We start from the raw sequence: 26,138 nt of genomic DNA on the forward strand, positions 1-26,138 counted from the left end.
GCCCCGAGATCGGGGCCGGGAGAAGCGTCATTCGACGACGGTCAGGGAGGCGAGCTGCCAGATGCTCCAGCCGTAGACAAGTTCGGTCTGGTATTCCGCGCTGCTGTCATAGGGGAACACGATCCAAAGCGGACCCTTGTCACGGCGCGAGAATTCCGCACCGTCGATCGTATAGGCCATGATCGGTACCCCGTCCCGGATCGCCTCCATCGGGATTTCGACGGAATAGTTGTTCAGGGCGGTGGCGATGACCTTGCTGCCCTTGGCACCGAGGCTGTCGAGCAGGGTTTTCAGCGGCACGCCCTTGAAGGCCTTGGTTCCGTCGGTCCAGGTCGTGCTGGTGGAGAATTCGCTGGAGGGCATGGCCTGGAGCATGGCCATGTCGAAGCTGGCTGTGCCGTCGCCGTTGGTTTCGGAAATGGCGCCGCCCACGGTGAGGATCACCTCGCCCGCAGGGGTGGCGAGTTCGGCACGGGCAGGTGCGAGCGTTGCAAGAAGGACAACGCAAAAGGCCGCCATACGGTGCGTGGCGGCGGACAGGATCGGCATCGGGCAACTCCACAATTGGATAATTAGGGCAGAAGATACCAAAAGGACGCGGTTTCACTATTCCAATTACGGATGCCTTCCCATCCGTAAGTATGGTATGCTTTCAACTTAGTCGGGTTCCGGCCCGAGGATGATTGTCTTACCGTTTGAAGAACGTATCCTTGCCGATGTGAGTTGCTGGCGAAAGTCGGCAGACCAGGACGAGCCATACATGTCCGTTTTGCATCCGGCTCTTGGAATGGAGGAATACAGGCAGATGTCCATGACTGGTGCAGGAACCGGCAAGATCCGCATTTTGATTGCCGATGACCACGAGATGGTCCTCGATGTGTTTGCGATGTACCTTTCGTCGGCCCCCGACATGGACGTGGCAACCGCGAAGAATCTGGACGACGCGGTGGATATGATCACCGAGAACGGCCCCTATGACGTGGTGCTGCTGGACCTGAACATGCCCGGGATGAACGGCGTGGCGGGGCTGCGGAAGGCGATCCGTGCCAATGGCAGCAAGCCGGTGGCGATCATCACCGGCAACCCGACGCCGCGGATGCTGGACGAGATCATGAATGCGGGATCGTCGGGCATCGTGCTGAAGACGACGGGCGTGCGGTCTCTGGCCAATGCCATCCGCTTCATGCATGCGGGCGAGCATTACATGCCGCTGGAACTGGTGCGCGAGCGGCACAATGCGGGGCGGCAGACCAAGAACGGGCGGCTGTCGGACAAGGAGATGATGGTCCTGTCCTATCTGGCCGAGGGCAAGCAGAACAAGGAAATCGCCAACGACCTGAAGCTGGCGGAGCCGACGATCAAGATGCATGTCACCTCGATCTGCAAGAAGCTGTCGGCGTCGAACCGGACGCAGGCGGTGATCGTGGCGCGGGATCTGGGGCTGATCTGACGGGGGAAAGACCCCGTCCCGGGCTTGACCCGGGACCTCTGGGTCCATGGGCGGCCCCGGGTCAGGCCCGGGTCGGGTTTTCCTTTGGCGCGGCCTTGCGTTCGCGGATCGAGATGTAGGTCGCGCAGGCGATGAGGATGGCGACGCCTGCGAAGGTGGGGCCATCGGGGAAGTCGCCGAAGAACCACCACCCGGCGAAGGTGGCCATCACCATTTCCGTATAGGCGAGGGGGGCGAGGAGTGACGCCTCGGCATGGTCGTAGGCGCGCACGATCAGGTAGTGGCCCACGGTGGCGATGAGGCCGATGAGGAAGAGGAGGCCCCATTGGGTCAGGGTTGGCGGCTCCCACAGGGGGAGCACGGCGAGGGTGGTGAGGATCGTGCCCATCAGGCTGGTGTGGAAGGTGGTCACCATGGCGGGGGCGGTGCCGGAAATGCGGCGGGTCATGGCGAAGTAGACGGCAAGGCAGGCGCCCGCGCCGAGGGCGAGCAATGTGCCCGGGTTCAGTTCGTTGAAGCCGGGGCGGATGATGATGAGGGTGCCCGCGAAGCCCACGGCGACGGCGGCCCAGCGGCGGGGGCCGACCTTTTCCTTCAGCAGGATGGGGGAGATGGCGGTCAGGATCAGCGGCTGGACGAAGAAGATCGCCAGCGCGTCGGCGATGGGCAGGTATTTCAGAGCGGAGAAGAAGAGGAAGGTCGCGGCGACGAGGAGCGTGGCGCGGACCGTGTGATAGGCGGGGCGGTCGGGGCGGATGGCCGCAGCGCCGCCATGGCGCAGCGTGAAGGGCAAGGTCAGGAGCGCGCCGAAGGCCATGCGGGCCCAGACGATCTGGAGGATGGGCATGCCCTGATTGCCCAGCGTCTTGGCCACCACGTCGAGGAAGGGCAGCACCGCCATGGCGCCCAGCATGAGGGCGATTCCGATGATCGTGCGGGGCTTGTGGGGTTCCATCAGGGATGGGTAGCGGTCGGCGCGGGGGAAGGAAAGGGGGCGCGGCGGAGCCAGTCCGCCACGAAGCGCGCCGCCGTGCCGGGGCGGAGGGGGCGGTCGGACCAGAGGCGGAGGCCACGCTCCAGCGTCAGGCGCTGCGGGAAGGGGGCGATCAGGCGACCGTCGGCAATGTGGGCGGCAACGAGCGTTTCGTGGCCGATCAGCAGGCCCGCGCCGTTCACGCATTCCTCGACCGCGAGGGCGTAGAGCGAGAAGGTCGGACCCTGCGGGATGGGGGGCGGGTCCGGGAGGGTCTGGGACCAGAGGTGCCAGTCGTCGGACCATGTGGCGTCCGACAGGCAGGGGAAGCGGGCGATGTCTTCGGGGCCGCGCAGGCGGGCGGCGAGGGCGGGGGCGCAGACGGGGAAGATGGTGTCGGGGGTCAGGCGACCTTGGGCGGTGTCGTCGAAGAAGAGCGACAGGTCATAGGGGCTGCGTTTCAGGTTCGGCGGGGTTTCGAGGGCGGTGATGGAGACGGTGATGTCGGGCGCTGCGGCGCGCAGGGCGGGCAGGCGGGGCGAGAGCCAGAGTTGCGCGATGGCGGGCAGCGTGGCGATGTGGACGGTGCGGGGGGCCGCTGCGGAGCGCAGGTCGTTCACGGCGGTGCCCAGCGCGTCGAAGGCGGCCGTGAAGGCGGGAAGCGTCTGCTGGCCAAGGGCCGTGAGGCGCACGCCGCGCGGGGTGCGGGTGAAGAGGGGGGCGCCGAGGGTGGATTCGAGTTGCTTGACATGGGCCGTCACCGCGCCGGGGGTGACGCCCAGTTCCTGCGCGGCGGCGGCGAAACCGCCAAGGCGGGCCGCAGCCTCGAAGGCGCGGAGCGCGGTGAGGGGCAGGTCTTTCGGGCGGGGCGGGGCGACGGGCATGGTTAGCCTTAGATTTTCTGACCCTAGATTTTCGCATTTCTGATTTGCGGGCAAGGGGGATGTGGTGCTGATCTTGGCGGGCAACAGAGGAGTTTCCGCCATGACGCATCTTGAACGCCGGAACTGGGTGCCTGCCGCCTGCGAGGATCATGTCCTGACGCTGGCGGGGCGTGTGGCAGCGGCGGAGTCCGCGGCGGTGGAGGCGCGGGTGGAGGCGCTGATCGCGCGCAATCTGGAGATCCACGACCACGAGTGCTTCAACCTGAACCCCGCGACGAATGTGATGAACCCGCGGGCCGAGGCGGCGCTGGGGCGGGGGTTGGGGTCGCGGCCGTCGCTGGGCTATCCGGGCGACAAGTACGAGATGGGGCTGGAGGCGATCGAGGAGATCGAGGTCATCGCGGCGGAACTGGCGGCGGAGGTGTTCGGCGCGTCCTATGCCGAGATCAGGTGTGCTTCGGGGGCGATGGCGAACCTTTACGGCTTCATGGCACTGGCGAAACCCGGGGATGCGATCATCGCGCCGCCGCCTGCGGTGGGCGGGCATGTGACGCATCACAAGGCGGGCTGTGCGGGGCTGTATGGGTTGGTCACGCATGACGCGCCGGTGAATGCGGATGGCTATACGGTGGATCTTGAGGGGCTGCGGGCGCTGGCGCATCGGGTGCGGCCCAAGATCATCACCATCGGCGGGTCGCTGAACCTGTTTGCCCATCCGGTGCGCGAGGTGCGGGCGATTGCCGACGAGGTGGGGGCGTTCGTCCTGTTCGATGCGGCGCATCAGTGCGGGATCATCGCGGGGGGTGTCTGGGCCAATCCGCTGGACGAGGGGGCGCATCTGATGACGATGAGCACCTATAAATCGCTGGGCGGGCCTGCGGGCGGGTTGATCGTGACGCGGGATGCGGGGATTGCGGAACGGCTGGACCATATCGCCTTTCCGGGGATGACGGCGAATTTCGATGCGGGGAAGTCGGCGGCCTTGGCGATTTCGCTGCTGGATTGGCGCGCGCATGGGCGGGCCTATGCGCAGGCGATGGTCGATCTGGCGCAGGCGCTGGCGCGGGAATTGGCGGCGGCGGGGGTGCCCGTCTTTGCGGCGGATCGGGGGATGACGACAAGCCACCAGTTCGCGGTGGAGGCGGCGGGGTTCGGCGGCGGGCAGGCGGCGAGCAAGACGTTGCGGAAGGCGGGGTTTCTGGCCTGCGGGATCGGGTTGCCGATTGCTGCGGTTGACGGCGACCTGAACGGGCTGCGGATCGGCACGCCGGAGCTGGTGCGGCGGGGGGTGACGGTGGCGGATGCGCCGGCGCTGGCCGCGCTGATTGCCGAGGGGCTGCGGGGGAACGATCCCGGCGCGGTGGCGGCGCGGGTGCGCGAGATGCGGGCGCGGTTCACGGGGTTGCACTACGTGCGGATGGCCTGAAGCAACGCGTCCAGCGCGGGGGCGGGATCGTCGGGCGCGCGGGACAGGGCCATGCCATGCGCCCAATCGATCAGGATGTCGCGCCAGACGGTGGCGGTGGCGTCGGTCAGGCCACGGTCGCGGAGCAGGCTGTGGAGGCGGTCGGTGATGCGCTGCGCCTGCGTCGGCAAGGGGCCTGCGAGGCGGAAGAGGGCGAGCGTCAGGTCGGGGTGGCGGCGGATGGCGGCGGTATAGGCGGTCATCAGCCCGCGCAGGTCGGGGGCGTCGATATCCGCGTGGCAGCGGTCGGCAAGGGCGCGGATCAGGGCGTCGCGGCTGCCGATATGATGCTGCACGGCCATGGGGGTGACGTTCAGGCGGGTGGCGAGGGCGCGGATGGTCAGGGCGGCTTCGCCTTGGGTCAGAAGGTCCAGCGCGGCGGTCAGGATGGCGTCATGTGTCAGGCGCGGCGTGCGGGGGCGGCCTGCGGTCATGCCATGCGCCATGTGGATTGGACGAGGCCGGAAGGGAAGGCGGTTGTCGTGTCGTGTTGCAGGGGGATGTCCTGCGGGAGCGTGCCGAAGAGCGGGCGGCCTGCGCCGATGAGGACGGGGGCGGTGGTGATGGTCAGCGTTTCGATCAGGCGGGCGCGCAGGAAGGACTGGATGATCTGCCCGCCGTCGATATAGGCGCGGCGGTGGCCGCAGGCGGCGAGGTGGGCCATGGCCTGTTGCGGAGAGAGGTCGGCGACGGTGGCTTTGCCCTGAAGGTGGGCGGGGATGGTTTGCAGGGTGCTGGAGAGGACGAGGACCGGCAGGGTGTAGTGCCATTCGGGGAAGGTCAGGACCGACTCGAAGGTGCCGCGGCCCATGACGATGCAGTCCATCGTGGCGATGAAGGCGTCGTAACCGTGATCTTCCGCAGGGTCATCGCGGGACAGGAGCCAGTCGAGCGTGCCGTCGGGGCGGGCGATATAGCCGTCGAGGCTGGTGGCGATGAAGGCGTGGCCGGTAAGGGCGCCGGTGGTGGGGGGCATGGGGCGGGTCCGCTATTTGTACGCTGTATAATTTTTCGCTGCCCTGCGCGCAAGCGCCCGCCGCAAGGGAAAGCCAGTGCGTCCCGGGCCTGACCCGGGACCTCTGCGTCTGGCGGTACGCCGGAGGTGGTGGAGGCCCCGGGTCAGGCCCGGGGCGGGGATTGCAGGGGGGAACCGCGCAAAAAGAAACCCGCCGGATCGCTCCGGCGGGAAGGGTCGCCTTCAGGGGAAGACGGATCAGATGTCCAGCGTGTTCTCGTGCTCCCAGCGCGAGAAGTGGGACACGTAGCTGTTCCATTCCTGATGCTTCAGCTTCAGGTAGGCGGAGGAGAATTCCTCGCCCATCATGGATTTCAGCGTGCGGTCCTTGTCGTATTCGCGCAGCGCGTCGAGAAGGTTCAGCGGCAGTTTCGGCGCGCCCTTCACGGTATGGCCCTGCTGGTACATGTCGATGTCGTAGCGGCGGCCGGGGTCTGCCTTGGTGCGGACGCCGTCCAGACCGGCGGCGATGATGACCGCCTGCAGCAGGTAGGGGTTCGCCGCCCCGTCAGGCAGGCGCAGTTCGAACCGGCCCGGGCCCGGGACGCGGACCATGTGGGTGCGGTTGTTGCCCGTCCACGTCACCGTGTTCGGCGCCCAGGTCGCACCGGAGGAGGTGCGGGGGGCGTTGATGCGCTTGTAGCTGTTCACGGTCGGGTTGCAGATCGCGGCCAGCGCCGAGGCGTGCTTCATGATCCCGCCGAGGAAGTGGCGGCCCTGATCCGACAGGGACAGTTCCTTGGTCGGGTCCGAGAAGGCGTTGGTCTTGCCGTCCACCGACCAGACCGAGATATGGGCGTGGCAGCCCGATCCGGTCAGGCCCTTGAAGGGCTTGGGCATGAAGGTCGCGCGCAGGCCGTGCTTTTCGGCCACCGACTTCATCATGAATTTGAAGAAGGACAGCTTGTCGGCGGTCTGCAGCGCGTCGTCATATTTCCAGTTCATCTCGAACTGGCCGATCGCATCTTCGTGGTCGGACTGGTAGGGTTCCCAGCCCATGTCCAGCATGTAGTCGGACACTTCGGAGATCACGTCGTAGCGGCGCATGATCGCCTGCTGGTCATAGCAGGGCTTTTCGGCCGCATCGTAGGGGTCGGCGCATTTGTCGCCTTCGGGGGTGAGCAGGAAGAATTCCGGCTCCACCCCGGTCTTGACGCGCAGACCTTCCTTGGCGGCTTCGTCGACCAGACGGCGCAGGACGTTGCGCGGTGCCTGGGCGAGGGGCTTGTCCTCCATCACGCAGTTCGAGGCGACCCATGCGACTTCGGGTTTCCACGGAAGCTGGATGGCCGCTTCGGGATCGGGAACAGCCATCATGTCGGGATGGGCGGGGGTCAGGTCGAGCCATGTCGCGAAACCGGCGAAACCTGCCCCGTCCACGGCCATGTCGTTGATCGCCTGCGTCGGAACCAGTTTGGCCCGCTGACTTCCGAAGAGGTCAGTGTAGGAGACCATGAAATATTTGACACCCTTGGATTCGGCCCACTTGGCAAGATCTTTTGCCATTTAAAACTCCCTGTCCTGTCCTTTGTCCGGCTTTGCGCCGTGTGTCTTCAGAAGCCGTTGCGTCCGGGGATCCAGCTTGTGCCGGCCAGCGGAACGCCCGCCATGGCGGCGGATTCGATGGTCAGCGCGCAAAGATCCTCGGGTTCGAGGTTGTGCAGGTGATTCTTGCCGCAGGCGCGGGCGATCGTCTGCGCCTCCAGCGTCATCACCTTGAGGTAATTCTTCAAGCGGCGACCACCGAGGATGGGGTCGAACCGCTTGTAGAGTTCGGGGTCCTGCGTGGTGATGCCCGCGGGGTCCTTGCCTTCGTGCCAGTCGTCATAGGCGCCCGCGGTGGTGCCGAGCTTGTTGTATTCGGCCTCGAGCGCGGGGTCGTTGTCGCCCAGCGCCACCAGCGCGGCGGTGCCGATGGCCACCGCATCGGCGCCCAGCGCCATGGCCTTGGCCACGTCGGCCCCGGTGCGGATGCCGCCCGAGACGATCAGCTGCACCTTGCGGTGCATCCCGAGGTCCTGCAGCGCCTTCACGGCCTGCGGGATGCAGGCGAGGATGGGCATGCCGACGTTTTCGATGAAGACGTCCTGCGTCGCGGCGGTGCCGCCCTGCATCCCGTCCAGCACCACCACGTCAGCGCCGGCCTTCACGGCAAGGGCAGTGTCGTAATAGGGGCGCGCGCCGCCGACCTTGACGTAGATCGGCTTTTCCCAGTTCGTGATCTCGCGGATTTCGAGGATCTTGATTTCCAGATCGTCCGGACCGGTCCAGTCGGGGTGACGGCAGGCCGAGCGCTGGTCGATCCCCTTGGGCAGGTTGCGCATCATGGCGACGCGGTCGGAAATCTTTTGCCCGAGCAGCATACCGCCGCCGCCCGGTTTGGCGCCCTGCCCCACCACGACCTCGATCGCGTCGGCGCGGCGCAGGTCGTCGGGGTTCATGCCATAGCGGGACGGCAGGTATTGGTAGACGAGCGTCTTGGAATGGCCGCGCTCTTCCTCGGTCATGCCGCCGTCACCGGTGGTGGTGGAGGTGCCGGCCGCCGAGGCACCGCGACCCAGCGCTTCCTTGGCGGGGCCCGAAAGCGCGCCGAAGGACATGCCCGCGATGGTGATCGGGATGTCGAGGTGGATCGGGTTCTTGGCGAAGCGGGTGCCGAGCCAGACGTCGGTCGCGCATTTCTCGCGGTAGCCTTCCAGCGGATAGCGCGAGATGGAGGCGCCGAGGAAGAGCAGGTCGTCGAAATGCGGCAGTTTGCGCTTGGACCCGCCACCGCGGATGTCATAGATGCCGGTTGCGGCGGCGCGGCGGATTTCGGCGTTGATGTCGTTGGAGAAGGTCCACGACTGCTTGGGCGGCGTATGGGGAAAATCGCTCATTCTTCTTGCAGCCTCAGTAGGACGACGCGTTGTCGATATTGAAGGTGTAGAGTTTGCGGGCAGAGCCGTAGCGCTTGAACTCTTCGGGTTTGGCCAGATGGTCGGCCTCGCCGCGTTTCAGCAGGTCGGCAAGGAGCGCCAGATGTTCGGGGCGCATTTCCTTTTCGATGCAGTCGGCACCCAGCGATTTGACGGAACCGCGCACGAAGAGGCGCGCTTCGTAGAGCGAGTCGCCCAGCGCCTCGCCCGCGTCGCCGAGGACGACCATGTTGCCCGACTGCGCCATGAAGGCGGACATGTGGCCGATGTTGCCGTGCACGACGATGTCGATACCCTTCATCGAGATGCCGCAGCGCGAGGAGGCGTTGCCCTTGATGACCAGCAACCCGCCGCGGCCGGTGGCACCGGCGTACTGGCTGGCGTCACCGTCGATGATGACGGTGCCGGACATCATGTTTTCCGCCACGCCCGGACCGGCCGAGCCTTTGACGCGGACGGTCGCCTGCTTGTTCATGCCGGCGCAGTAATAGCCGGTCGAACCGCGCACAGTGACGTCGACGGGAGCGTCGAGGCCCACCGCGATGGCATGGGCGCCCTTGGGGTTGATGATCTCCCACGAGGTCTGGTTCGTCTGGCCTTTCAGGCCGTGGAGCGTGGAGTTCAGCGCGCGCAACCCTTGGGCGGCGAGGTCGAATGTCTGCATGGTCTCAGCGTTCCCAGAAGTAGACGGTGGCGGGCTCCGGTTCCCAGACGCGGGCGGATTCGATGCCCGGCAGGTTGACCATCGCGCGATACTCGGACCCGAAGGCGACGTATTGGTCGGTTTCGGCCATGACGGCGGGCTTGCAGGCGATCGGGTCGCGGACGACGCCGAAGCCGTTTTTCGTGCCCACGACGAAGGTGAAGAAGCCGTCGAGGTCGGTCAGCGTGGCCTCCATCGCCTCGCCCAGCTTGGCGCCTTCCTGCAGCTTGTGGCTGATGAAGGCGGCGGCGACTTCGGTGTCGTTCTCCGTCTCGAAGGTCATGCCCGCCTGTTTCAGCACGCGGCGGACCGAGTTGTGGTTCGAGAGCGAGCCGTTATGCACGAGGCACTGGTCGGCACCGGTGGAGAAGGGGTGAGCGCCCATCGTGGTGACGGCCGATTCGGTCGCCATGCGGGTGTGGCCGATGCCGTGGGTGCCGGACATGCGCGAGACTTCGAAGCGCGCGGCGACATCCTTGGGAAGGCCGACTTCCTTGTAGATTTCAATGCCTTCGCCCGCCGACATGACCTTGGCCTTGGGGCGCAGGTCGCGCATGGCGTGGCGTGCGGCCTCAAGCCGGTCCTCGGGCAGTTCGAGGACCATGTGGGTGTCCTTGGCGTGGCCCGTCACCTTGGCGGCGATGGCGCGGCCAAGGTCTTCGGCCAGCGTGGCGAAGTCCGCCTCGGGGGCCGAAGATTGCACGGTCAGCTTGGCCTTGCCCTTTTCGGGGCGGCCATAGATCGCGATGCCCGCACTGTCGGGACCGCGGTCAGTCATTGTGATGAGCATGTCGGTGAGCATGGCACCGAGCTGCGGCTCTAGCTTGGGGTCCTTCAGGAAAAGCCCGACGATTCCACACATGGCATCGACTCCTCTGTTCGCTTCTGACGGTCACGCTAGCACCGAAGATTTTACGTTTCAACTGGGAAGAAACTTTTTTAACTAGAGGGCAAGGATGTTTTCACATCGCACATTTTCTATGCAAATGTTTTGACAGAATGCCACAGGGGTGCTTCCCTTGGGTAAAGAATGTTCACGCACAGCGAACACCCCCGCGTCATGGCCCGGACGCGGAGCGGCAAAAGAGGGGGCCATGGGAGGAAACTGTGTCAGACCTGGATTCACGGATTCAGGCCATGCACAAACGGGACGTGTCCGTTGCCTGGGCATTCGTCATCGGTTTGTGGCTGGCCGTCATCTTCGTGGCGATTGCCACCTGGTCCCTCGCGCCGTCGTCGGGCGCGCGGACGATGCTTCTGACCGGCGGGTTCACCGTTCTGGTGCTGAACACCGCCGCGATCATGGCGATGCTGCGCCATTACCGCGAGGATCGCGACTTCATGTACGGGCTGGACATCAAGTTCCTTGATGAAGCCCGCGCCGCGAAGAGGTGAGCGGATGGCACGTTACATTCCCCCGAAACAGAGCAAGATCGGCCAGATGATCGACGTGGTCGTCCTGCTGATCCTGTCCATCGGCGCTCTGTACATCCCGCTGTGGCTGGGTCTGGCCGGATCGTCCAAGCTGCCCCTGCCCGCCGACAACCCGACATGGGAAAGCCTTGGCCAGAACGAGGTGATGGTCGAGCGCTGGAACGCGCTGGGCTTTGCCGATCCGGCCTCGGCCCATGACATGATCACCGCGCGGTTCGACTATTCCTTCACATGGGGTGCGCTGGCGCTGATGGTCGTGGTGATCGTGGGTTACTTCGTGATGATGCTGCGGCTTTCCGAAAAGGAATACCGCGAGGTCATCGCCGAGAAGTTCGACGGGAAATGAGGGAGCAGGACAGATGTGGCCGATGATTGAAACCGGTGCGTGGGTCCTGTCGGGACTATTCGCGCTGCACATGGTGTGGGACTGGTACAAGACCGACACCACCTATTCGGAAGATGTCCTCACCTCCTCCCGCGAAGGCGAGATCGAGGCGATGGTCGAACAGCACAAGCTGAACGGGTGAGATGATGGCAAACACCGACATCACATCGAAGACGATGGACGGCATGGGGCCGCATGGCACCAAGGTCGGCCTGCTGCGGGTTCTCGGCCCTGCCCATGTGTGGGCGCTGGGCGTGGGGATCGTGCTTGTGGGCGAATACATGGGCTGGAACTTTGCCGTGGGTAAAGGCGGGGCCTATGCGGCGCTGATCGCCTGCTGGTTCGCGGGGATCCTGTATTCCTGCGTGGCCATGATCGATTCGGAGGTGACTTCGACCGTCGCCGCCGCGGGCGGGCAGTATACGCAGGCCAAGCATATCGTGGGGCCGCTGATGGCGTTCAACGTCGGCCTCTATCTGGTCTTCGCCTATACGATGCTTGAGGCGGGGAACGCGATCACGCTGGGCTATCTGATCTCGGTCGCCGCAGACATGACGGGGGCGACGGAACCGCTGGACCAGCGGCCCTTCATCATTCTGGCGATCATGTTCCTGGCATGGCTGAACTATCGCGGGGTGCTGGCGACGCTGACCTTCAACCTGATCATCACGGCCTTTGCGTTCTGCGCGATCCTCGTGCTGTTCTTCGCCTCGGCCCCGTGGAGCGAGGGGTCGATGCTGGCGCATGGCGAGCTGATGTCGGGGCAGGCCGCCCTGCCCTATGGCTGGCTGGGTGTGCTGGCAGCGATGCATTTCGGGCTGTGGTTCTACCTTGGCATCGAAGGCACGACGCAGGCGGCGGAAGAGGTGCGGTCGCCCGCGCGGGCGCTGCCCTTCGGCACGCTGGCGGGCATCATGACCCTGCTGATCGCGGCGACGCTGACGTGGTATATCTGCGTGGGCTATCTGCCGTGGGAATATCTGGGTGACGGGGTGAACGGGGCCGTGGCGCCGCTGTTCAGCGCGGCGCAGATGACGGGGTCGGATGCGCTGATCATCATCCTGGGCTTCGGGACGCTGTTCGCGACGCTGGCCTCGGCCAATGGCTGCATCAACGATGCGTCGCGGGCGTGGTTTTCCATGGGGCGCGACCATTACCTGCCGCAGTGGTTCGGGGCGGTGCATCCGCAGTACCGCACGCCCTACCGGTCGATCATCTTCCTTGTTCCCATCGCGCTGATCTTCGCGCTGGGGGCGCCCTTGGATCAGGTGATCACCTTCTCGATCCTGTCGGGGTTGCTGGGATACACGTTCATGCCGATCAACGTGATCCTGTTCCGGCGCAAGTGGCCGCTGGACACGATCAAGCGCGGGTACGAGCATCCGTTCCACCCGATCCCGGCGATATTGCTGATCGCGCTGTGCTCGGTGACCTATTTCGCGGTGTTCCTTGGCTATGGCACCCAGTTGATCGCGATGGTGAGTTTCTACATCGTGGTGTCGCTGTGGTTCCACTTCTGGCGGTATCGCTTTGTGAAGCGGGCGGACCAGTTCACGATGCCCTGGCCCAAGCCGCGCGGGTATTGAGACAGTGGTTCGGCCCGCCCACGGGGCGGGCCGAATACGTTAAGGAATTCTTTACTGATGGATGTGACGGTCTTTTCCTTTGCGGCGCTTGCCCTTGTGGCGGGCGCCGTGGTGTTTGTCGCGCTGCGCCGCGAGCAGGCGGCACGGGCGCGGCGGCGGGGGACGTTCCTGTCGGCGGCGGCCGGACTTTTCACCGCGCGGCGCGAGGTGGTGCAACCGACCGGCTTTCCACGGTTGGCGGGCACGCATGAAGGGGCCGACTATGACGTGCAGGTTGTTCCGGATACCTTGAGCCTGCGTAAACTTCCCGCGCTGTGGGTGATGGTCAGCCTGCCGGACCCCTTGCCGACGGGGGCCACGGTGGATGTGATGCTGCGCCCGACGGGGATGGAAAGCTTCAGCAATTTCGCGCAGTTGCCGGTGCAGGTGCCGGTGCCGCGCGGGTTTCCCGAGGATTGCGCCATCCGCGCCGACGCGCCGGGCGCAGTGCCCTTCGAGGCGGCGCTGCGCGAGGTGCTGGGGGCGGTGGACGAGAACCGGCTGAAGGAGATTCTGGTCACGCCCAAGGGCGTTCGGCTGGTCTTTCTGGCCGAGGAGGCGCATCGCGGGCGCTATCTGATCTATCGCGATGCCGAGATGGGGCGGGTGCCGCTGCCGCCCGCGCGGCTGGCGCCGTTCCTTGCGGCGGCGAAGGGGTTGCGGGACGCTGTCCTGCGCGAGGCGGAGGGACGGGTCGCATGAGGAAACCGCTGCATCCTTGGATGGTTCTGGCGTTGGCCGTGGTGTTGCCGGGGGTGGGGCATGTGGCCTGCCGCCAGCCGGTGCGGGGGCTGGTCTTCCTGTTTTTCATGATCCTGTTGGGGGCCTTCACCATGAAGACCGCCGCGCCCGAGGTTTCGGTCGTGGGCAAATATGCCGGGGGCCTGTTCGTCTGGGCGATGTCGATTCTGGATGCCTACCGGATCGGGCGGATCCGGTACGAGGTGTGGCGGCATCAGGCCTGAGGGTAGCTGATGATCGACAGGTAGCGGGCGGGGAGTTTCACCAGGACTTCGGGCCCGTGCTGGGCATCGGCGTCGAAGAACAGGCTGTCGCCCGGTTCGAGGTGGAAAAGCTGGTCGCCGTGGCGGTATTTCACTTCGCCTTCCAGCATGAACAGCAGTTCGATGCCTTCGTGCTGAAACGTGGGGAAGGTGTCGGATTCGGTGGTCAGGGTGATCAGGTAGGGTTCCACCACGACGCCCGAGCTGTTCGATCCGATATGGCCCAGAAGGTGGTACTGGTGCCCCGCGCGGGTGCCGCGGCGTTCGATTTCAAGGTGTTCGCCGGATTTGACGTGCTGGACCTCGCGCTTTTCCTCATAGCCCCGGAAGAAGGAGGTGATGGGGGTCGAGAAGGCATGCGACAGGATTTGCAGGGTCGTCAGAGAGGGCGAGGTGATGCCGTTCTCGATCTTGGACAGCATCCCGATGGACAGGCCCGTGACGCCGGCGAGGTCGGCCACCGTCATACCCTGCTGGCGGCGGAAGGCGCGGACGGAGCGGCCGATGGCCACTTCGAGGTTGCGCTCGGCCAGTTCGCGCACGCGGTGCGGGTCCTGCACGAAGGCGGGCTTCGCCTTGGGGAGGGCGACGTCGGAGGTGCTGTCGAGGTCTTCCATACTGTCCCCGTAGTGAACACAGGCGATACGTTTTTTACTATAGGGAAAGATGGAAGCCGGACAAGTCGGCAAAACCGACAGGCCGACGGTTGTGCCGATGGCTGTGCCGCAAACTGTCAGCACGCAGCGGGCGACGGGGAAAGGGAGCGTCAAGGGTCGGGGCGGTCCCGTCCCGGACCCCCTCGCTTCCGGCGGTGTGCTGCCGGAGGGGGAGGCCCCGGGGCAAGCCCGGGGCGCGCGGGGTTTCAGAAGGCCGAGCGTGCCGCGGTTTCGAGGGCGTGGAAAACGGACGCTGCCGAGGAGCGGGGGCCGATGACCGAAAGGTGGCCTTCGGCGCGGATAACCACGTAGCAGCCGAGGTGTTCGATCACCGTCCGCGTGGCCGATCCCGGGCCGTGGGCGCGCAGGTCGAAGTTGCAGAGGCGTTCGAACATCGCGGGCAGGTCCGCGCCCGTCACGTCGAAGCGCGCCCATGCGTCGGTCTGTTCGGTGATCGACGCGGCCTCGCCGAAATGGGGTTTCAGGACGCTGACGATGTCTTCATGCGTGGCGAAGGGCGCCTCGACCATCCACATGTCGGGCGAGAGCCAGAAGGCGGCATAGGTCGCGGCCTTTGCCGCCTTGCCCGGGGGTGGCAGGGGGATGCCTGCGGTTTCCGCGATGTCGGCCACTGCCTTGGCTTCGCCCAGACGCGCGGCGAGCGAGGCGAGCGCGGTGTCCACAACTTCGGTGATCGTCACGGGGCCGATGGTGACGCTGTGGGGGGCGTCATGGCCAAGGGGGGTGATCGGTTTCAGGCGATGGTCAGCCACGGAGGCGTTCTCCTTCCGGATCGAAGAAGTGGGGCGAGACGATTTCGACCTCTACTTCCGTCTTGGCGAGCAGGTTCACGGCGCGCATGCGGTCGCCGATGCGGGTATGGCCGTTCTTGAGGTAGCCCAGCGCGATGGAGCAGCCGAGGTGGGGCGAATAGACGACCGAGGTGAGCCAGCCGCCATCATTCGCCGCCGTGGCCGCTGCGCCCTTGTCGAGGAAGTGCGAGCCTGCGGTGAGCGGCTTTGACGGGTCGACGGGTTTGACGCCGACGATGCGCAGGCCGTCTTCGCGGGCCAGCCCTTCGCGTTGCGACAGGACCATGCCGATGGCGTCTTTCTTCTTCGACACCATCTTGCCCAGACCCATGTTGAGCGCGGTGGTCTGGCCGTTGAGTTCGTTCCCCGCGACGTGGCCCTTTTCGACGCGCATGACGCCGAGGGATTCGGTGCCATAGGCGACGGCGCCGAATTCTTCGCCCGCCTTCATCAATTCGCGGATCATGGCGTCGCCATAGCGGGTGGGGACGGCGATTTCATAGGCCAGTTCGCCCGAGAAGGAGATGCGGAAGAGACGGGCGCGCAGGCCGCCGCAGACGGTGATGTTGGCGCAGGCCATGTAGGGGAAGGCCGCGTCGGAAATGTCCTGATCGACCACCTTTTGCAGGAGTTTCCGTGCGTTGGGGCCTGCGACGGAGAATTGCGCCCAGGCTTCGGTCGTGGAGATGAGTTGCACGTCCATGTCCGGGTAGAGGCATTGGCGCACGTATTCCATGTGCCGGAAGACGGGGACGGCATTGGCGGTGGTGGTGGTCGTCACCCATTCGTTTTCGCCAAGACGCGCGGTGGTGCCGTCATCCATGACGATCCCGTCCTCGCGCAGCATGAGGCCATAGCGGACCTTGCCGACGGGAAGGGTGGAGAAGGTGTTGGCATAGACCTTGTCGAGGAAGGCGCCCGCGTCGCGGCCCTGAATGTCGATCTTGCCGAGGGTCGTCACGTCGCAGATGCCGACGGAGGCGCGGGTTTGCAGCACCTCGCGGTCGACCGACTGGCGCCAAGTGGTTTCGCCTGCGCGCGGGAACCACTGGGCGCGCAGCCACATGCCGACTTCGACGAAGACCGCGCCCTGTTCTGTGGCCCATTTGTGCGACGGGGTCAGGCGGGTGGGTTTGAATTCGTGCCCGCGCGAGCGTCCGGCAAGCGTGCCCATGGCGACCGGGGTGTAGGGGGGGCGGTAGATGGTGGTGCCGGTCTGCGGGATCGTGCGGCCCGTCAGTTCGGCCATGATGGCAAGGCCGGTGATGTTGCTGGTCTTGCCCTGATCCGTCGCCATGCCGAGCGTGGTGTAGCGTTTCAGGTGTTCGACGGAGGTGAAGTTTTCCTGTTTCGCCAGTTTGACGTCCTTGACCGTGACGTCGTTCTGCTGGTCGATCCATGCCCGCCCCTTGCCTTCGTGGACATACCAGAAGGGGGTGATGTTGACGGGGGCGTCCTCGGCCCTTGGCAGGTCGGGGCTGTGGGTTGCCATGCCCAGTGCCGCAAGCGCGGCGTTGGCCTGCGCCGCGCCGGTGGCAAGGGCGGCGTGGGTGGACAGGGCACCTGCGGCGGCACCTGCGGCGATCAGGTTCTTCGGGCCGTCGGTCGGGGGGGTGAAGGCGTGGATGGCTTCGTTCCAGACGGGGCGGCCGCGGTGGTGGCTGGCGATGTTGAGGTTGGGGTTCCAGCCGCCCGAGACGCCAAGGGCGTTGACCGACAGGGTTTCGGTTTTCCCGTTGGCGTGGCGGATGGTGACGGATTTCAGGCCGAGGCGGCCCGACGAGTCGATCACCTGCGCGCCTTTCAGGTGGCGGATGCCGGAGAGGAGTTCGCCTTCCTGCCGGGTGTCGATGACCGCGGCGATGTCGATGCCTTTCGCCTGAAGGTCGGTGGCGGTGCGCAGGCCGTCATCGTTGTTGGTGAAGACGGCGACGCGGTCGCCCACGGCCACGGCATAGCGGTTGGCATAGGTGCGGAGTGCGCCCGCCAGCATGATACCGGGGCGGTCGTTGTTTTCGAAGGCGATGGGGCGTTCGGTGGCGCCGCCTGCAAGGATCGCGTGGGCCGAATAGATGCGCCACAGGATCTGGCGGGGTTTGCCGGGCGCAGGCACGGGCAGGTGGTCCGAGACGCGTTCCACGGCGGCATAGATGCCGTGGTCCATTGCGCCCACCACGGTGGTGCGCGGCATGAGGCGGACGTTGGGCATTTGCGCCAGCGTGCGGACGGTTTCTGCCGCCCAGTCGGCGCCGGAATGGTTGCCGATGGTCAGGGTCTCCGCGTTCAGGCGGCCGCCCATGCGGAAATCCTCATCCGCGAGGATGACGCGCGCACCGGCGCGGCCTGCGGTCAGCGCGGCCATCAGGCCCGCGGGGCCCGCGCCGATGATGAGGATGTCGCAGTGCAGGAAGCCCTTGTCATATTCGTCGGGGTCGTCCTGACGGGTCAGCGAGCCAAGGCCCGCGGCACGGCGGATGATGGGTTCGTAGACCTTTTCCCAGAAGGCGGCGGGCCACATGAAGGTCTTGTAGTAGAAGCCCGCGGCGAAGAAGGGCGACAGGCGGTCGTTGATCCCCATCAGGTCGAATTTGAGCGAGGGAAAGCGGTTCTGGCTGTTGGCTTCCAGACCGTCGAAGAGTTCGGCCACCGTGGCGCGGGTGTTGGGTTCCTGCCGCGCGCCGGTCCGCAGTTCGACGATGGCGTTGGGTTCTTCCGACCCTGCCGAGATGGGGCCGCGCGGGCGGTGGTATTTGAAGCTGCGGCCCATGAGGCGGACGCCGTTTGCGAGCAGCGCGGAGGCCAGCGTATCGCCGGGGTGGCCCGTGTAGGGGTGGCCGTCGAAGGTGAAGCGGAGGGTCTTGGTGCGGTCGATCTGGCCGCCCTTGATGCGGTTGTCTTGCGTCATTTGCTGCGCCCCCGTGCGCGCGCCACATCGCGGGCGAGTTCGACCTTGGTGATTTCGTGGGTCACGGTGTTGCGGGTGACGACCAGCCATGAGCGGTCGCCCTGTTCGTGATACCAGAGCTCGCGGTGTTCGCCCGCAGGGTTGTCGCGCAGGTAGAGGTAGTCGTGGAAGGCGTCCTGCGCGGCGGTGGCGTCGGGGAAGGACAGGCCGTCGGGGCGGTCGATCAGGGCGGCATCGCCGAGATAGGTGAATTCCTGCGCGTCGCGGGGGCCGAGGAGGGGGTGGTTGATGATCATGGCTTGCCCTCAGTGCAGGTTGGGCTGCGCGCCCTGCCCTTTTTCGTCGATCATCAGCCCCTTGCGGAAGCGATCGAAGCGATAGGCGGTGGCGGTGGGATGGGGTTTGTCGGTGGCCATGAGATGCGCGAAGCACCAGCCGGAGGCGGGGGTGGCCTTGAAGCCGCCATAGCACCAGCCGCCGTTGAAATAGAGGCCGTCGATATCGGTCTTGTCGATGATGGGGCTGCCGTCCATCGACATGTCCATGATCCCGCCCCATGAGCGCAGCAGGCGCGCGCGGCCGATCATCGGCATGAGGGACATGCCGCCTTCGGCCACGTCTTCGACCACGGGCATGTTGCCGCGCTGGGCGTAGGAGTTGTAGCCGTCGATGTCGCCGCCGAAGACGAGGCCGCCCTTGTCGGACTGGCTGACGTAGAAGTGGCCCGCGCCATAGGTCATGACGCCGTCGATGAGGGGTTTCAGACCCTCGGACACGAAGGCCTGCAGGACGTGGGATTCGATGGGCAGGCGCATGTTCACGTGGGACATGACCTTGGAAGAGGAGCCTGCGACGGCGACGCCGACCTTCTTTGCGCCGATGAAGCCGCGCGTGGTGTCGACGCCTGTGACGCGGCCGCCTTCGGTGCGGATGCCGGTGACTTCGCAGTTCTGGATCAGGTCCACGCCGCGCATGTCCGCGCCGCGGGCATAGCCCCATGCCACCGCGTCATGGCGGACGGTGCCGCCGCGGCGCTGCATCAGCGCGCCCTTGATGGGGAAGCGGGCGTTGTCGAAGTTCAGGAAGGGATACATCGCACGGACCTGATCGCGGTTCAGCAGTTCCGCATCGGCCCCGTGCAGGATCATGGCATTGCCGCGCCGGGTATAGGCGTCGCGTTGCGCGTCGGTGTGGTAGAGGTTGATGATCCCGCGCTGGGACACCATGGCGTTGTAGTTGAAGTCCTGTTCGAGCCCTTCCCAGAGTTTCAGCGAGAATTCGTAGAAGGGTTCGTTGCCGTCGAGCAGGTAGTTGGAGCGGATGATGGTCGTGTTGCGCCCCACATTGCCGCCGCCAAGATAGCCCTTTTCCAGCACGGCGATGCGGGCCTGCTTGAACTCTTTGGCGAGGTAATAGGCCGTGGCAAGGCCATGGCCGCCGCCGCCCACGATGACGTAATCGTAGGAGGATTGCGGTTCGGGATCGCGCCATGCGGGTTTCCACCCTTTGTGGCCGGTAAGGGCCTCGGCGATCACACGGAAGCCGGAATAGCGCATGGTCGGTTCCCACGGTTGTTGTTGGGGGGAATATGCGCCTGCGGGGGGGAAATGAGCCTTTCGTTTCCGCCACGAGGTCTTTCAGAACCGACACGTGGCACAGGGCGATTTCTGCGCGCAGAAATCGGCGCGTTTCCTGCGACAGGAAACGCTAGGCCTGGAACAGCGGGAAGGTCACGCCCAGCGCCCAAGCCAGCGTGAGGCCAAAGCCCAGCCCTGCGATGGCCGGCAGGGCGGTGCGGCGGCCGATCCAGCCGGAGAGCGTGCCGAAGAGCAGGAAGAACAGGAGGATCACCGGCAGGATGATGAGCAGGAACATCAGCCGGTCGAAATCCAGCGCCACGGCAAGGACGAGCGAGGCGAGGAAGGCCCCCCGCGCGGCGAGGGTGCGGAAGGCCGAGGCGCGGCCGCCTTCGGTCAGCAGGGCATCGGCGAGGAAGAAGGGGACGGCTCCGAGTGCGAGGGCAAGGATGATCGTGGCGCGTTCGGCATTCGGGACGAAGGAGGCAACGTAGCGGTCGAGCGCGGTGCCAAGGATCAGGATGCCGAAGATCGCGGGGGCGAGGGACAGGAGCAGGACGCGGGCGGGGAACTGGCCGGTCAGGCGGCGGGCGCGGTGGAGGAGGTAAAGGGTGATCGCGCCATAGAGGGCGAAGTGGAGGGCGAGGTAATCGGCCACCAGCACGGGCAGGAAGCGGGTGTCGAAGGGGGCGAGGATCAGCGGTGTCAGGATCGCGGGGGCAAGGGTCGCGGTCCAGAAGGCGCGGGACGGGATGGGGGCGGGTGCCCCCTGCCCCTTTGGCATGAGCGCCGAAAGCGGCCAGCCCAGCGCGGTGATGGCGGCGAGCAGCAGCAGGATCCAGCCGCCGCGCGCATCGGTCTCTGCGGGCATGTCGCGGCCGAAGGTGGCATTCAGCCAATCGGTCGCGGCGCGGCGGGCGGTGGCGGAATAGAGCACGCCCACATGTTCCACGCCCGGCGCGATGGTGACGCGGCGGGCGGTGCCGCGGGCGGGGTCGCCCACCGTCTGGTCCGCGGTGGCTGCGGGGTCGGTCAGGTGGAGGACGCGCATCGCCTCGACCCCCAACCGGGTTTCCCATTCGCCGGGGAGGATGAGGAGATTGGCGGGATCGGTCGGCGTGACGGCCTGCGAGAACATGGAGATGGCGACGGTCGCCTTGGCGCGCGGCTCTTGCTGCGCGGCGCGGATGACGAGGTCGGAGGCCATGGAATGGCCCAGATAGGCCAGCCGCCCGTCGCTGCGCGGATGGGCCAGTGCTGCGCGGGCGACGGTGCGGAGTTCGTCGACCATCAGGCGCGTGGTGCCGTCGACCAAGGTGACGTCACCCGACATGGGCAGCGGATTGCGGCCATGGCCCAGCGCGTCGAAGGTGACGACCATATAGCCCGCATGGGCGAGGGTGAGGGCGAAAGGCTCCATCAACTGGCGCGAGCCGGCGAAGCCGTGGGCGATGACGACGACGGGGGCGGGTGTCGCGTCGGGCAGGTGGAAGAGGGTGGCGGGGGGGCCGCCCGCGATGGGGAAGGGTTCGATCACCAGACCCGCGCGGGGGCGTTCGAGCTGCCACAGGGACAGGGCGACCAGTACCGCCGCAACAACCGCCACCACCCAACGCGCCATGTCCGCCCCTTTGCCCTGCGGGACAGAAGCTAGCATCTCCTGCAGCGGGTTCCAGCCGCGCGGGATCAGACGAGGCGGTCGAGGATCAGGAGCGCGCCCACCACGACAAGCGAGACAAGGCCGAAGGACAGGCCCGGAAGCGGGAAGGCGGCAGAAATGCGGGCTTTGGCGGGGCGGGGCATGGCGGAACCTGTTGCGGGCGTCTGGAATGTAATCTGGCAGGTGCGGGCGGGGCGGGCATCGACGCAAGGTCCCGTGATGTTTTGGACCTTGGTCCAAAGGATCGCGGGGCGCGGACTTGCGGGGGTGGCGCGGGTGATGTTCTATAGCGGACTTGCGTGCGGGCTGCGGGAAAGGGCCGGTTTTGTTTCTGGAAATTGCGATCGTCTTCGTCCTGACGCTGGTCAACGGGGTGCTGGCGATGTCGGAGCTGGCGATCGTGTCGTCGCGTCCCGCGCGGTTGAAGGTCATGGCAGAGAATGGCAGCCGCGGGGCGCGCATGGCGATGCGGCTGGCCGAGGAACCGGGGCGGTTCCTGTCGAGCGTGCAGATCGGGATCACGCTGGTGGGGGTGCTGTCGGGCGCGTTCTCGGGCGCGACGCTGGGTGTGCGGGCGGCGGCGGGGTTGCAGGCGGCGGGGATGGGCGAGGATCTGGCGCAGGCGCTGGGCGTGGGCGGCGTGGTGGTGGCCATCACCTATGTCGCGCTGATCTTCGGAGAACTGGTGCCCAAGCAGGTGGCCCTGCGCGCGCCCGAGGCGGCGGCGGTGCGGATCGCGCCCCTCTTGCGCGGGATCTCCATCGCGGCGGCGCCGCTGGTCTGGCTCTTGGACCGGTCGGGGCGGCTGGTGCTGGCGATGCTGGGCCAGTCGGGCGATGCCGACCGGAACATGACCGACGAGGAGGTCAAGCTGGTCATCGCCGAGGCGCAGTCGGCGGGCGTGATGGAAGAGGCCGAGACCGAGATGATCGCGGGCGTGATGCGGATCGCGGACCGCACGGCGCGGGGGTTGATGACGCCGCGGCACGAGGTCGATCTGGTGGATGTGACCGACACGGCGGCGCAGGTGGTCCGGCGGTTCCGCGAGACGAAGCGGTCGCGCCTGCCGGTGCGGGACGGCGAGGAGGACAATGTGATCGGCGTGCTGTCGTCGCGCGATTTCCTTGACCCGCGGCCACGGGGCGAGGCGTTCGACCTGCGCGCGCTGATCATCCCCGCGCCGGTGGTGCGCGACGGGATGGCCGCGCTGGACGTGATCGAGATGCTGCGCCAGTCGCCCGCCCACATGGCGCTGGTCTATGACGAATACGGGCATTTCGAGGGGATCGTCACGGCGATGGACGTGCTGGAGGCGATCACGGGCGGATTTTCGGACAATGCCGAGGACGAGCCGAAGGTCGTCATGCGCGAGGACGGGTCTCTGCTGGTGGCGGGCTGGATGCCGGTGGACGAGTTCGCGGACCGGATCGGGCTGACGCTGAAGCCGGACCGCGATTTCGAGACGGTGGCGGGGCTGGTGATCGACACGATGGGCAGCCTGCCGGATGTGGGCGCGCATGTGACACTTGGCGGCTGGCGGATCGAGGTGGTGGACCTTGACGGGCGACGGATCGACAAGCTGCTGGTTCAGAAGGTGTGAGGGTTTCGGGTGAGTGTGAGGGTTTGGGCGGCGGTGGTGTCGCTGTGGCCGGTGGCGGGGCTGGCGGCGGAGTGCGGGGCGGTGTGCAGCTATGCGTTCTGGGTGCAGCCGGAGGCGCTGATCCTTGAGGGGCTGGTGGGCATCGACGTCAATGCGCGGGATGCCGAGGGGAAGACGCCGCTGATCTGGGCCATGCAGGCGGGGACGCCGGATGCGGCCATGACGCTGATCGAAGCGGGCGCGGATGTGAATGTGCAGGACGCCACGGGGTTGAGCGCGCTGCACCTGTCCACGGCGAAACCGGTGGAGATCATGCAGGCATTGCTGGCGGCGGGGGCGGACGTCACCCTGCGGACGCAGGACGCGCAGACCGCGCTGCACTATGCCGCGACGGGGTGGCCGGAGTTTTCCGAAACCCTGCTGGCCGCCGGAGCGGAGATCGAGGCGCGGGATTCCAACGGCTGCACGCCGCTTCACTATGCGGCGGGGGCGCGGGAGGCGGATATGCTGCCAGTCCTCATCGCGGCGGGGGCGGATGTGCGCAGCCTGTGCGACAACGGGCAGTCGGTGCTGTTTTCGGCGGCAACCGCGCGCCATGCCGAAAACATCGCGATCCTTGCCGCGGCGGGGGCTGATCCGTCGGTGGTGGAAGCGAATGGCCAGACCCCTCTGCATCGGGCGGCGATGTTCGGGGCGGGTGCGGCCAATATCGAGGCGTTTCTGGACGCGGGGGTGGACCCGTCGGTGCGGAACGGGCAGGGGCAGACGGCGTGGGACCTTGCCAAGAGCCGCGCCGATCTGGCGGGGACCGTGGCGGCGCGGCGGCTGGAGGCGGGGGCGCAGGGGGAGTGACCCTGCGCCTGCGGGGATCAGGATGCGGTGGAAAGGACGCCGCGGTCGATCTGGTCCTGTTCGATGCTTTCGAACAGTGCGCGGAAGTTGCCTTCGCCAAAGCCGTCGTCGCCCTTTCTCTGGATGAATTCGAAGAAGATCGGGCCGATGACGGTTTTCGAGAAGATCTGCAGGAGGATGCGCGTCTCGCCGCCATCCACCACGCCCTCGCCATCGATCAGGATGCCGTGTTTTGCCAGTGCGTCGAGCGGTTCGTCATGCCCCGCGACGCGGGTTTTTGACAGGGTGTAATAGGCCATGGGCGGTTTGGGCATGAATGTCAGGCCGCGGTCCGCGATGGCGTCGGTGGCGGTGTAGATGTCGTCGCAGCCCACGGCGATGTGCTGGATCCCCTCGCCGTTGTAGCGGCGCAGGTATTCGACGATCTGGCCGGTTTCGCCGCGATCCTCGTTGATCGGGATGCGGATGCGCCCGCAGGGAGAGGTCAGGGCGCGCGAGAAGAGGCCGGTATATTTGCCCTCGATGTCGAAGAAGCGGATCTGGCGGAAGTTGAAGAGGCGGCTGTAGAAGTCGAACCAGCGGTCCATGTTGCCGCGAAAGACGTTGTGGGTCAGGTGGTCGAGGTAGTGGAAGCCCACGCCCGCCGGTTTCGGGGCGGTGACGAAGTCGAAATCGTCGGCATAGGGATTGGCCCCCGCGCCGTAGCAATCGGTGAAATAGATGAGCGAGCCGCCGATGCCCACGATGGCGGGCCAGTCCAGCGTCTTGTCCGCGCCGGTATAGGGCGTCGCGCCCATGCGGAGGGCGTGGTCGAAGGCGTGTTGCGCATCCACGACGCGCCAGCCCATGGCGGGGGCGCAGGGGCCGTGTTCCTCGGCAAAGCGGCGGGCGTGGCTGCCTGCCTCGTCGGTCAGGATGTAGGTGATGTCGCCCTGCTGCCAGAGTTCGACGGCCTTGGTCCGGTGGCGGGCGGTCAGGGTGAAACCCATGCGGGCAAAGAGGGCGCGCGCCTCATCGGGGCGGGGATGGGCGAATTCCACGAATTCGAAGCCGTCGGTCCCGGCGGGATTGGCCGCGGTGATCGCGGCGCGGGGGGCGTCATGCGGAAAGGGTCCCATCTTCTGCCTCGTGCAAAGGGGTGTGGCGGAGTCAACTTTCCCATGGGACGCGCGGGGTTTGCGCGCAAAGTGCGGCCTTGATCCGAGTATGTTTGCGCGGATACTGCGTGAAATGGCGTCTTCATGCGGGAAATGCGCGCGATGGATTCGGTGGATGCGAAATTGCTGGCCGAGGTGCAGCGGCGGGCGGATCTCACGGCGCAGGAATTGGGCGAGGTGTTGAACCTGTCCCCCAGTCAGGCGGCGCGCAGGCGGGCGCGGCTGGAGGCGGAGGGGGTCATCACCGGCTATCGCGCGCGGCTGGATCCGGCGCGGCTGGGTCTGGCGGTGCAGGCCTTCGTGCAGGTGCAGATGGCGGCGCATAGCGCGGACAACGCGGCGGGCTTCGTGCGGCTGGTCGGCACCCTGCCCGAGGTCGTGGGTTGCTGGACCCTGACGGGAGAGGCGGATTACCTGCTGCGGGTCTGGTGCGCCGATCTGCCCGCGCTGAACCAGCTGATCCACCACCGCCTGCTGCCGCATCCCGCCGTGGCGCGGGTGCAAAGCCAGATCGTGATGGACCAGCCCAAGGCGGATTCGGGCCTGCCGGTCTGAACCGCCGGAAGGGCGCTTCCGTTAGCGCATGACACATGCATGGATAATGATGCGACAGTTTGTCCAGGCGCCTTGACGGGGCGGGAGGCGGCTGGACCGGAATGCTTGGATAATCTGGGATTTAGCCGTGGCGCGTAAATTTATTGACATTTTTGCAAACAGTCCTGTCATGATATTTTCTAAAATTCCGATAGACATCAATGGTTTGATTTGAATTTAACTCCGGTCACATCAGATCGCGGGGGCGTGAAGGGCACTTTGCCGCAAAGGCGGCAGCCGGACACCCGCCTGCGGCGAAACCCGGAGGACACGCGATGGCGGATACCCTACAGCAGACGGGGGTCTACACGGCCCCGGCCGATTTCATTTCCGGGGCGCATGTTGATGCGTCTGGTTATGAGCGTCTTTATGGCGAATCGGTTTCGGATCCCGAGGGTTTCTGGCGTGCGCAGGGTCGTCGGGTTGACTGGATCCGGGATTACAGCGTGGTGAAGAACACGTCCTTCGA

28 protein-coding genes are annotated in these 26,138 nt (G+C 66.2%); 12 read left to right on the forward strand and 16 right to left on the reverse strand.

Going from position 1 to position 26,138, the window contains the following annotated elements:
* Positions 1 to 27 precede the first annotated feature (27 nt).
* A complete protein-coding gene (locus tag GU927_RS15115; RefSeq protein ID WP_161763292.1) occupies positions 28 to 549 on the reverse strand; it encodes a molybdopterin-dependent oxidoreductase in 522 nt (173 codons plus the stop codon).
* A gap of 262 nt (positions 550 to 811) precedes the next feature.
* Between GU927_RS15115 and GU927_RS15120 the strand changes: the two genes are divergently transcribed.
* On the forward strand, positions 812 to 1,450 hold the full coding sequence (locus GU927_RS15120) for a response regulator transcription factor (protein ID WP_161763293.1): 639 nt from the start codon (positions 812 to 814) through the stop codon (positions 1,448 to 1,450).
* Positions 1,451 to 1,511: 61 nt separating this feature from the next.
* On the opposite strand, the gene GU927_RS15125 is transcribed toward GU927_RS15120, so the two are convergent.
* Complete coding sequence (locus GU927_RS15125; protein WP_161763294.1) at positions 1,512 to 2,405, reverse strand: DMT family transporter; 894 nt, start codon at positions 2,403 to 2,405, stop codon at positions 1,512 to 1,514.
* A complete protein-coding gene (locus GU927_RS15130; protein WP_161763295.1) occupies positions 2,405 to 3,307 on the reverse strand; it encodes a LysR family transcriptional regulator in 903 nt (300 codons plus the stop codon). The genes GU927_RS15125 and GU927_RS15130 overlap by 1 nt, the downstream gene beginning before the upstream one ends.
* A gap of 100 nt (positions 3,308 to 3,407) precedes the next feature.
* Here GU927_RS15130 and GU927_RS15135 point away from each other — a divergent pair, with 100 nt between their 5' ends.
* On the forward strand, positions 3,408 to 4,733 hold the full coding sequence (locus GU927_RS15135; RefSeq protein ID WP_161763296.1) for a serine hydroxymethyltransferase: 1,326 nt from the start codon (positions 3,408 to 3,410) through the stop codon (positions 4,731 to 4,733).
* On the opposite strand, the gene GU927_RS15140 is transcribed toward GU927_RS15135, so the two are convergent.
* The 6 genes from GU927_RS15140 to GU927_RS15165 form a co-directional block, all read right to left on the reverse strand.
* Entirely contained in the window at positions 4,715 to 5,206 is a 492-nt protein-coding gene (locus GU927_RS15140) for a TetR/AcrR family transcriptional regulator (RefSeq protein ID WP_161763297.1), read from the reverse strand. The two genes, GU927_RS15135 and GU927_RS15140, sit on opposite strands and share 19 nt — an antisense overlap.
* Complete coding sequence (locus GU927_RS15145) at positions 5,203 to 5,748, reverse strand: dihydrofolate reductase family protein (RefSeq protein ID WP_161763298.1); 546 nt, start codon at positions 5,746 to 5,748, stop codon at positions 5,203 to 5,205. The genes GU927_RS15140 and GU927_RS15145 overlap by 4 nt, the downstream gene beginning before the upstream one ends.
* 237 nt (positions 5,749 to 5,985) lie before the next feature.
* Positions 5,986 to 7,293 carry a type III glutamate--ammonia ligase gene (glnT, locus tag GU927_RS15150; RefSeq protein ID WP_161763299.1) on the reverse strand — a complete coding sequence of 436 codons (1,308 nt, stop codon included), beginning with the start codon at positions 7,291 to 7,293 and terminating at the stop codon, positions 5,986 to 5,988.
* Between the two features lie 47 nt (positions 7,294 to 7,340).
* Positions 7,341 to 8,666, reverse strand: a complete 1,326-nt coding sequence (locus tag GU927_RS15155; protein WP_161763300.1) for an FMN-binding glutamate synthase family protein — start codon at positions 8,664 to 8,666, stop codon at positions 7,341 to 7,343.
* A gap of 13 nt (positions 8,667 to 8,679) precedes the next feature.
* Positions 8,680 to 9,369, reverse strand: a complete 690-nt coding sequence (locus GU927_RS15160) for a GltB/FmdC/FwdC-like GXGXG domain-containing protein (RefSeq protein WP_161763301.1) — start codon at positions 9,367 to 9,369, stop codon at positions 8,680 to 8,682.
* Positions 9,370 to 9,373: 4 nt separating this feature from the next.
* Positions 9,374 to 10,270: a class II glutamine amidotransferase gene (locus GU927_RS15165; protein ID WP_161763302.1), complete on the reverse strand. Its 897-nt coding sequence runs from the start codon at positions 10,268 to 10,270 to the stop codon at positions 9,374 to 9,376.
* 275 nt (positions 10,271 to 10,545) lie between these two features.
* Here GU927_RS15165 and GU927_RS15170 point away from each other — a divergent pair, with 275 nt between their 5' ends.
* From GU927_RS15170 to GU927_RS15195, 6 genes are read left to right on the forward strand one after another with little or no spacing between them, the layout of a single operon-like run.
* A complete protein-coding gene (locus GU927_RS15170; protein ID WP_161763303.1) occupies positions 10,546 to 10,803 on the forward strand; it encodes a hypothetical protein in 258 nt (85 codons plus the stop codon).
* Positions 10,804 to 10,807: 4 nt separating this feature from the next.
* Positions 10,808 to 11,188, forward strand: coding sequence for a hypothetical protein (locus tag GU927_RS15175; RefSeq protein ID WP_161763304.1), 381 nt, complete (start codon positions 10,808 to 10,810; stop codon positions 11,186 to 11,188).
* Between the two features lie 13 nt (positions 11,189 to 11,201).
* On the forward strand, positions 11,202 to 11,369 hold the full coding sequence (locus tag GU927_RS15180) for a hypothetical protein (RefSeq protein ID WP_217765690.1): 168 nt from the start codon (positions 11,202 to 11,204) through the stop codon (positions 11,367 to 11,369).
* A 4-nt stretch (positions 11,370 to 11,373) separates the two neighbouring features.
* Positions 11,374 to 12,813 carry an APC family permease gene (locus GU927_RS15185; protein WP_232489229.1) on the forward strand — a complete coding sequence of 480 codons (1,440 nt, stop codon included), beginning with the start codon at positions 11,374 to 11,376 and terminating at the stop codon, positions 12,811 to 12,813.
* A 57-nt stretch (positions 12,814 to 12,870) separates the two neighbouring features.
* Positions 12,871 to 13,554, forward strand: a complete 684-nt coding sequence (locus GU927_RS15190; protein WP_161763305.1) for a hypothetical protein — start codon at positions 12,871 to 12,873, stop codon at positions 13,552 to 13,554.
* Positions 13,551 to 13,817: a hypothetical protein gene (locus GU927_RS15195; protein WP_161763306.1), complete on the forward strand. Its 267-nt coding sequence runs from the start codon at positions 13,551 to 13,553 to the stop codon at positions 13,815 to 13,817. The genes GU927_RS15190 and GU927_RS15195 overlap by 4 nt, the downstream gene beginning before the upstream one ends.
* Here the strand turns inward: GU927_RS15195 and GU927_RS15200 are convergent.
* From GU927_RS15200 to GU927_RS15225, 6 genes are all read right to left on the reverse strand, one after another.
* Positions 13,808 to 14,473 carry a helix-turn-helix domain-containing protein gene (locus tag GU927_RS15200; protein WP_161763307.1) on the reverse strand — a complete coding sequence of 222 codons (666 nt, stop codon included), beginning with the start codon at positions 14,471 to 14,473 and terminating at the stop codon, positions 13,808 to 13,810. The two genes, GU927_RS15195 and GU927_RS15200, sit on opposite strands and share 10 nt — an antisense overlap.
* Positions 14,474 to 14,718: 245 nt before the next feature.
* On the reverse strand, positions 14,719 to 15,285 hold the full coding sequence (locus GU927_RS15205) for a sarcosine oxidase subunit gamma (protein ID WP_161763308.1): 567 nt from the start codon (positions 15,283 to 15,285) through the stop codon (positions 14,719 to 14,721).
* On the reverse strand, positions 15,278 to 18,229 hold the full coding sequence (locus GU927_RS15210; protein ID WP_161763309.1) for a sarcosine oxidase subunit alpha family protein: 2,952 nt from the start codon (positions 18,227 to 18,229) through the stop codon (positions 15,278 to 15,280). The genes GU927_RS15205 and GU927_RS15210 overlap by 8 nt, the downstream gene beginning before the upstream one ends.
* Positions 18,226 to 18,525 (reverse strand): sarcosine oxidase subunit delta, encoded by a 300-nt coding sequence (locus tag GU927_RS15215; protein ID WP_161763310.1) that lies wholly within the window; start codon positions 18,523 to 18,525, stop codon positions 18,226 to 18,228. Before GU927_RS15215 ends, GU927_RS15210 begins: the two co-directional genes overlap by 4 nt.
* 9 nt (positions 18,526 to 18,534) lie before the next feature.
* The gene (locus GU927_RS15220) at positions 18,535 to 19,785 is read right to left on the reverse strand and encodes a sarcosine oxidase subunit beta family protein (protein ID WP_161763311.1); all 1,251 of its coding nucleotides are present in this window, start codon (positions 19,783 to 19,785) and stop codon (positions 18,535 to 18,537) included.
* A gap of 151 nt (positions 19,786 to 19,936) precedes the next feature.
* Entirely contained in the window at positions 19,937 to 21,427 is a 1,491-nt protein-coding gene (locus GU927_RS15225) for an alpha/beta hydrolase (RefSeq protein ID WP_217765691.1), read from the reverse strand.
* A gap of 364 nt (positions 21,428 to 21,791) precedes the next feature.
* Between GU927_RS15225 and GU927_RS15230 the strand changes: the two genes are divergently transcribed.
* Together GU927_RS15230 and GU927_RS15235 are read left to right on the forward strand one after the other, a co-directional pair.
* Entirely contained in the window at positions 21,792 to 23,066 is a 1,275-nt protein-coding gene (locus GU927_RS15230; RefSeq protein ID WP_161763313.1) for a hemolysin family protein, read from the forward strand.
* Positions 23,067 to 23,075: 9 nt separating this feature from the next.
* Positions 23,076 to 23,918: an ankyrin repeat domain-containing protein gene (locus tag GU927_RS15235; protein ID WP_161763314.1), complete on the forward strand. Its 843-nt coding sequence runs from the start codon at positions 23,076 to 23,078 to the stop codon at positions 23,916 to 23,918.
* A gap of 17 nt (positions 23,919 to 23,935) precedes the next feature.
* On the opposite strand, the gene hppD is transcribed toward GU927_RS15235, so the two are convergent.
* The gene (gene hppD / locus GU927_RS15240) at positions 23,936 to 25,036 is read right to left on the reverse strand and encodes a 4-hydroxyphenylpyruvate dioxygenase (RefSeq protein ID WP_161763315.1); all 1,101 of its coding nucleotides are present in this window, start codon (positions 25,034 to 25,036) and stop codon (positions 23,936 to 23,938) included.
* A 123-nt stretch (positions 25,037 to 25,159) separates the two neighbouring features.
* On the opposite strand from hppD, the gene GU927_RS15245 reads away from it, so the two are divergent.
* Both GU927_RS15245 and GU927_RS15250 read left to right on the forward strand, forming a co-directional pair.
* Positions 25,160 to 25,630, forward strand: coding sequence for an Lrp/AsnC family transcriptional regulator (locus tag GU927_RS15245; RefSeq protein WP_161763316.1), 471 nt, complete (start codon positions 25,160 to 25,162; stop codon positions 25,628 to 25,630).
* Positions 25,631 to 25,944: 314 nt separating this feature from the next.
* The coding region (locus GU927_RS15250; RefSeq protein ID WP_161763317.1) for an acetyl-coenzyme A synthetase N-terminal domain-containing protein at positions 25,945 to 26,138 on the forward strand (194 nt) is incomplete at its 3' end.

This window comes from Paragemmobacter amnigenus (assembly GCF_009908265.2).
GTDB lineage: Bacteria > Pseudomonadota > Alphaproteobacteria > Rhodobacterales > Rhodobacteraceae > Paragemmobacter > Paragemmobacter amnigenus.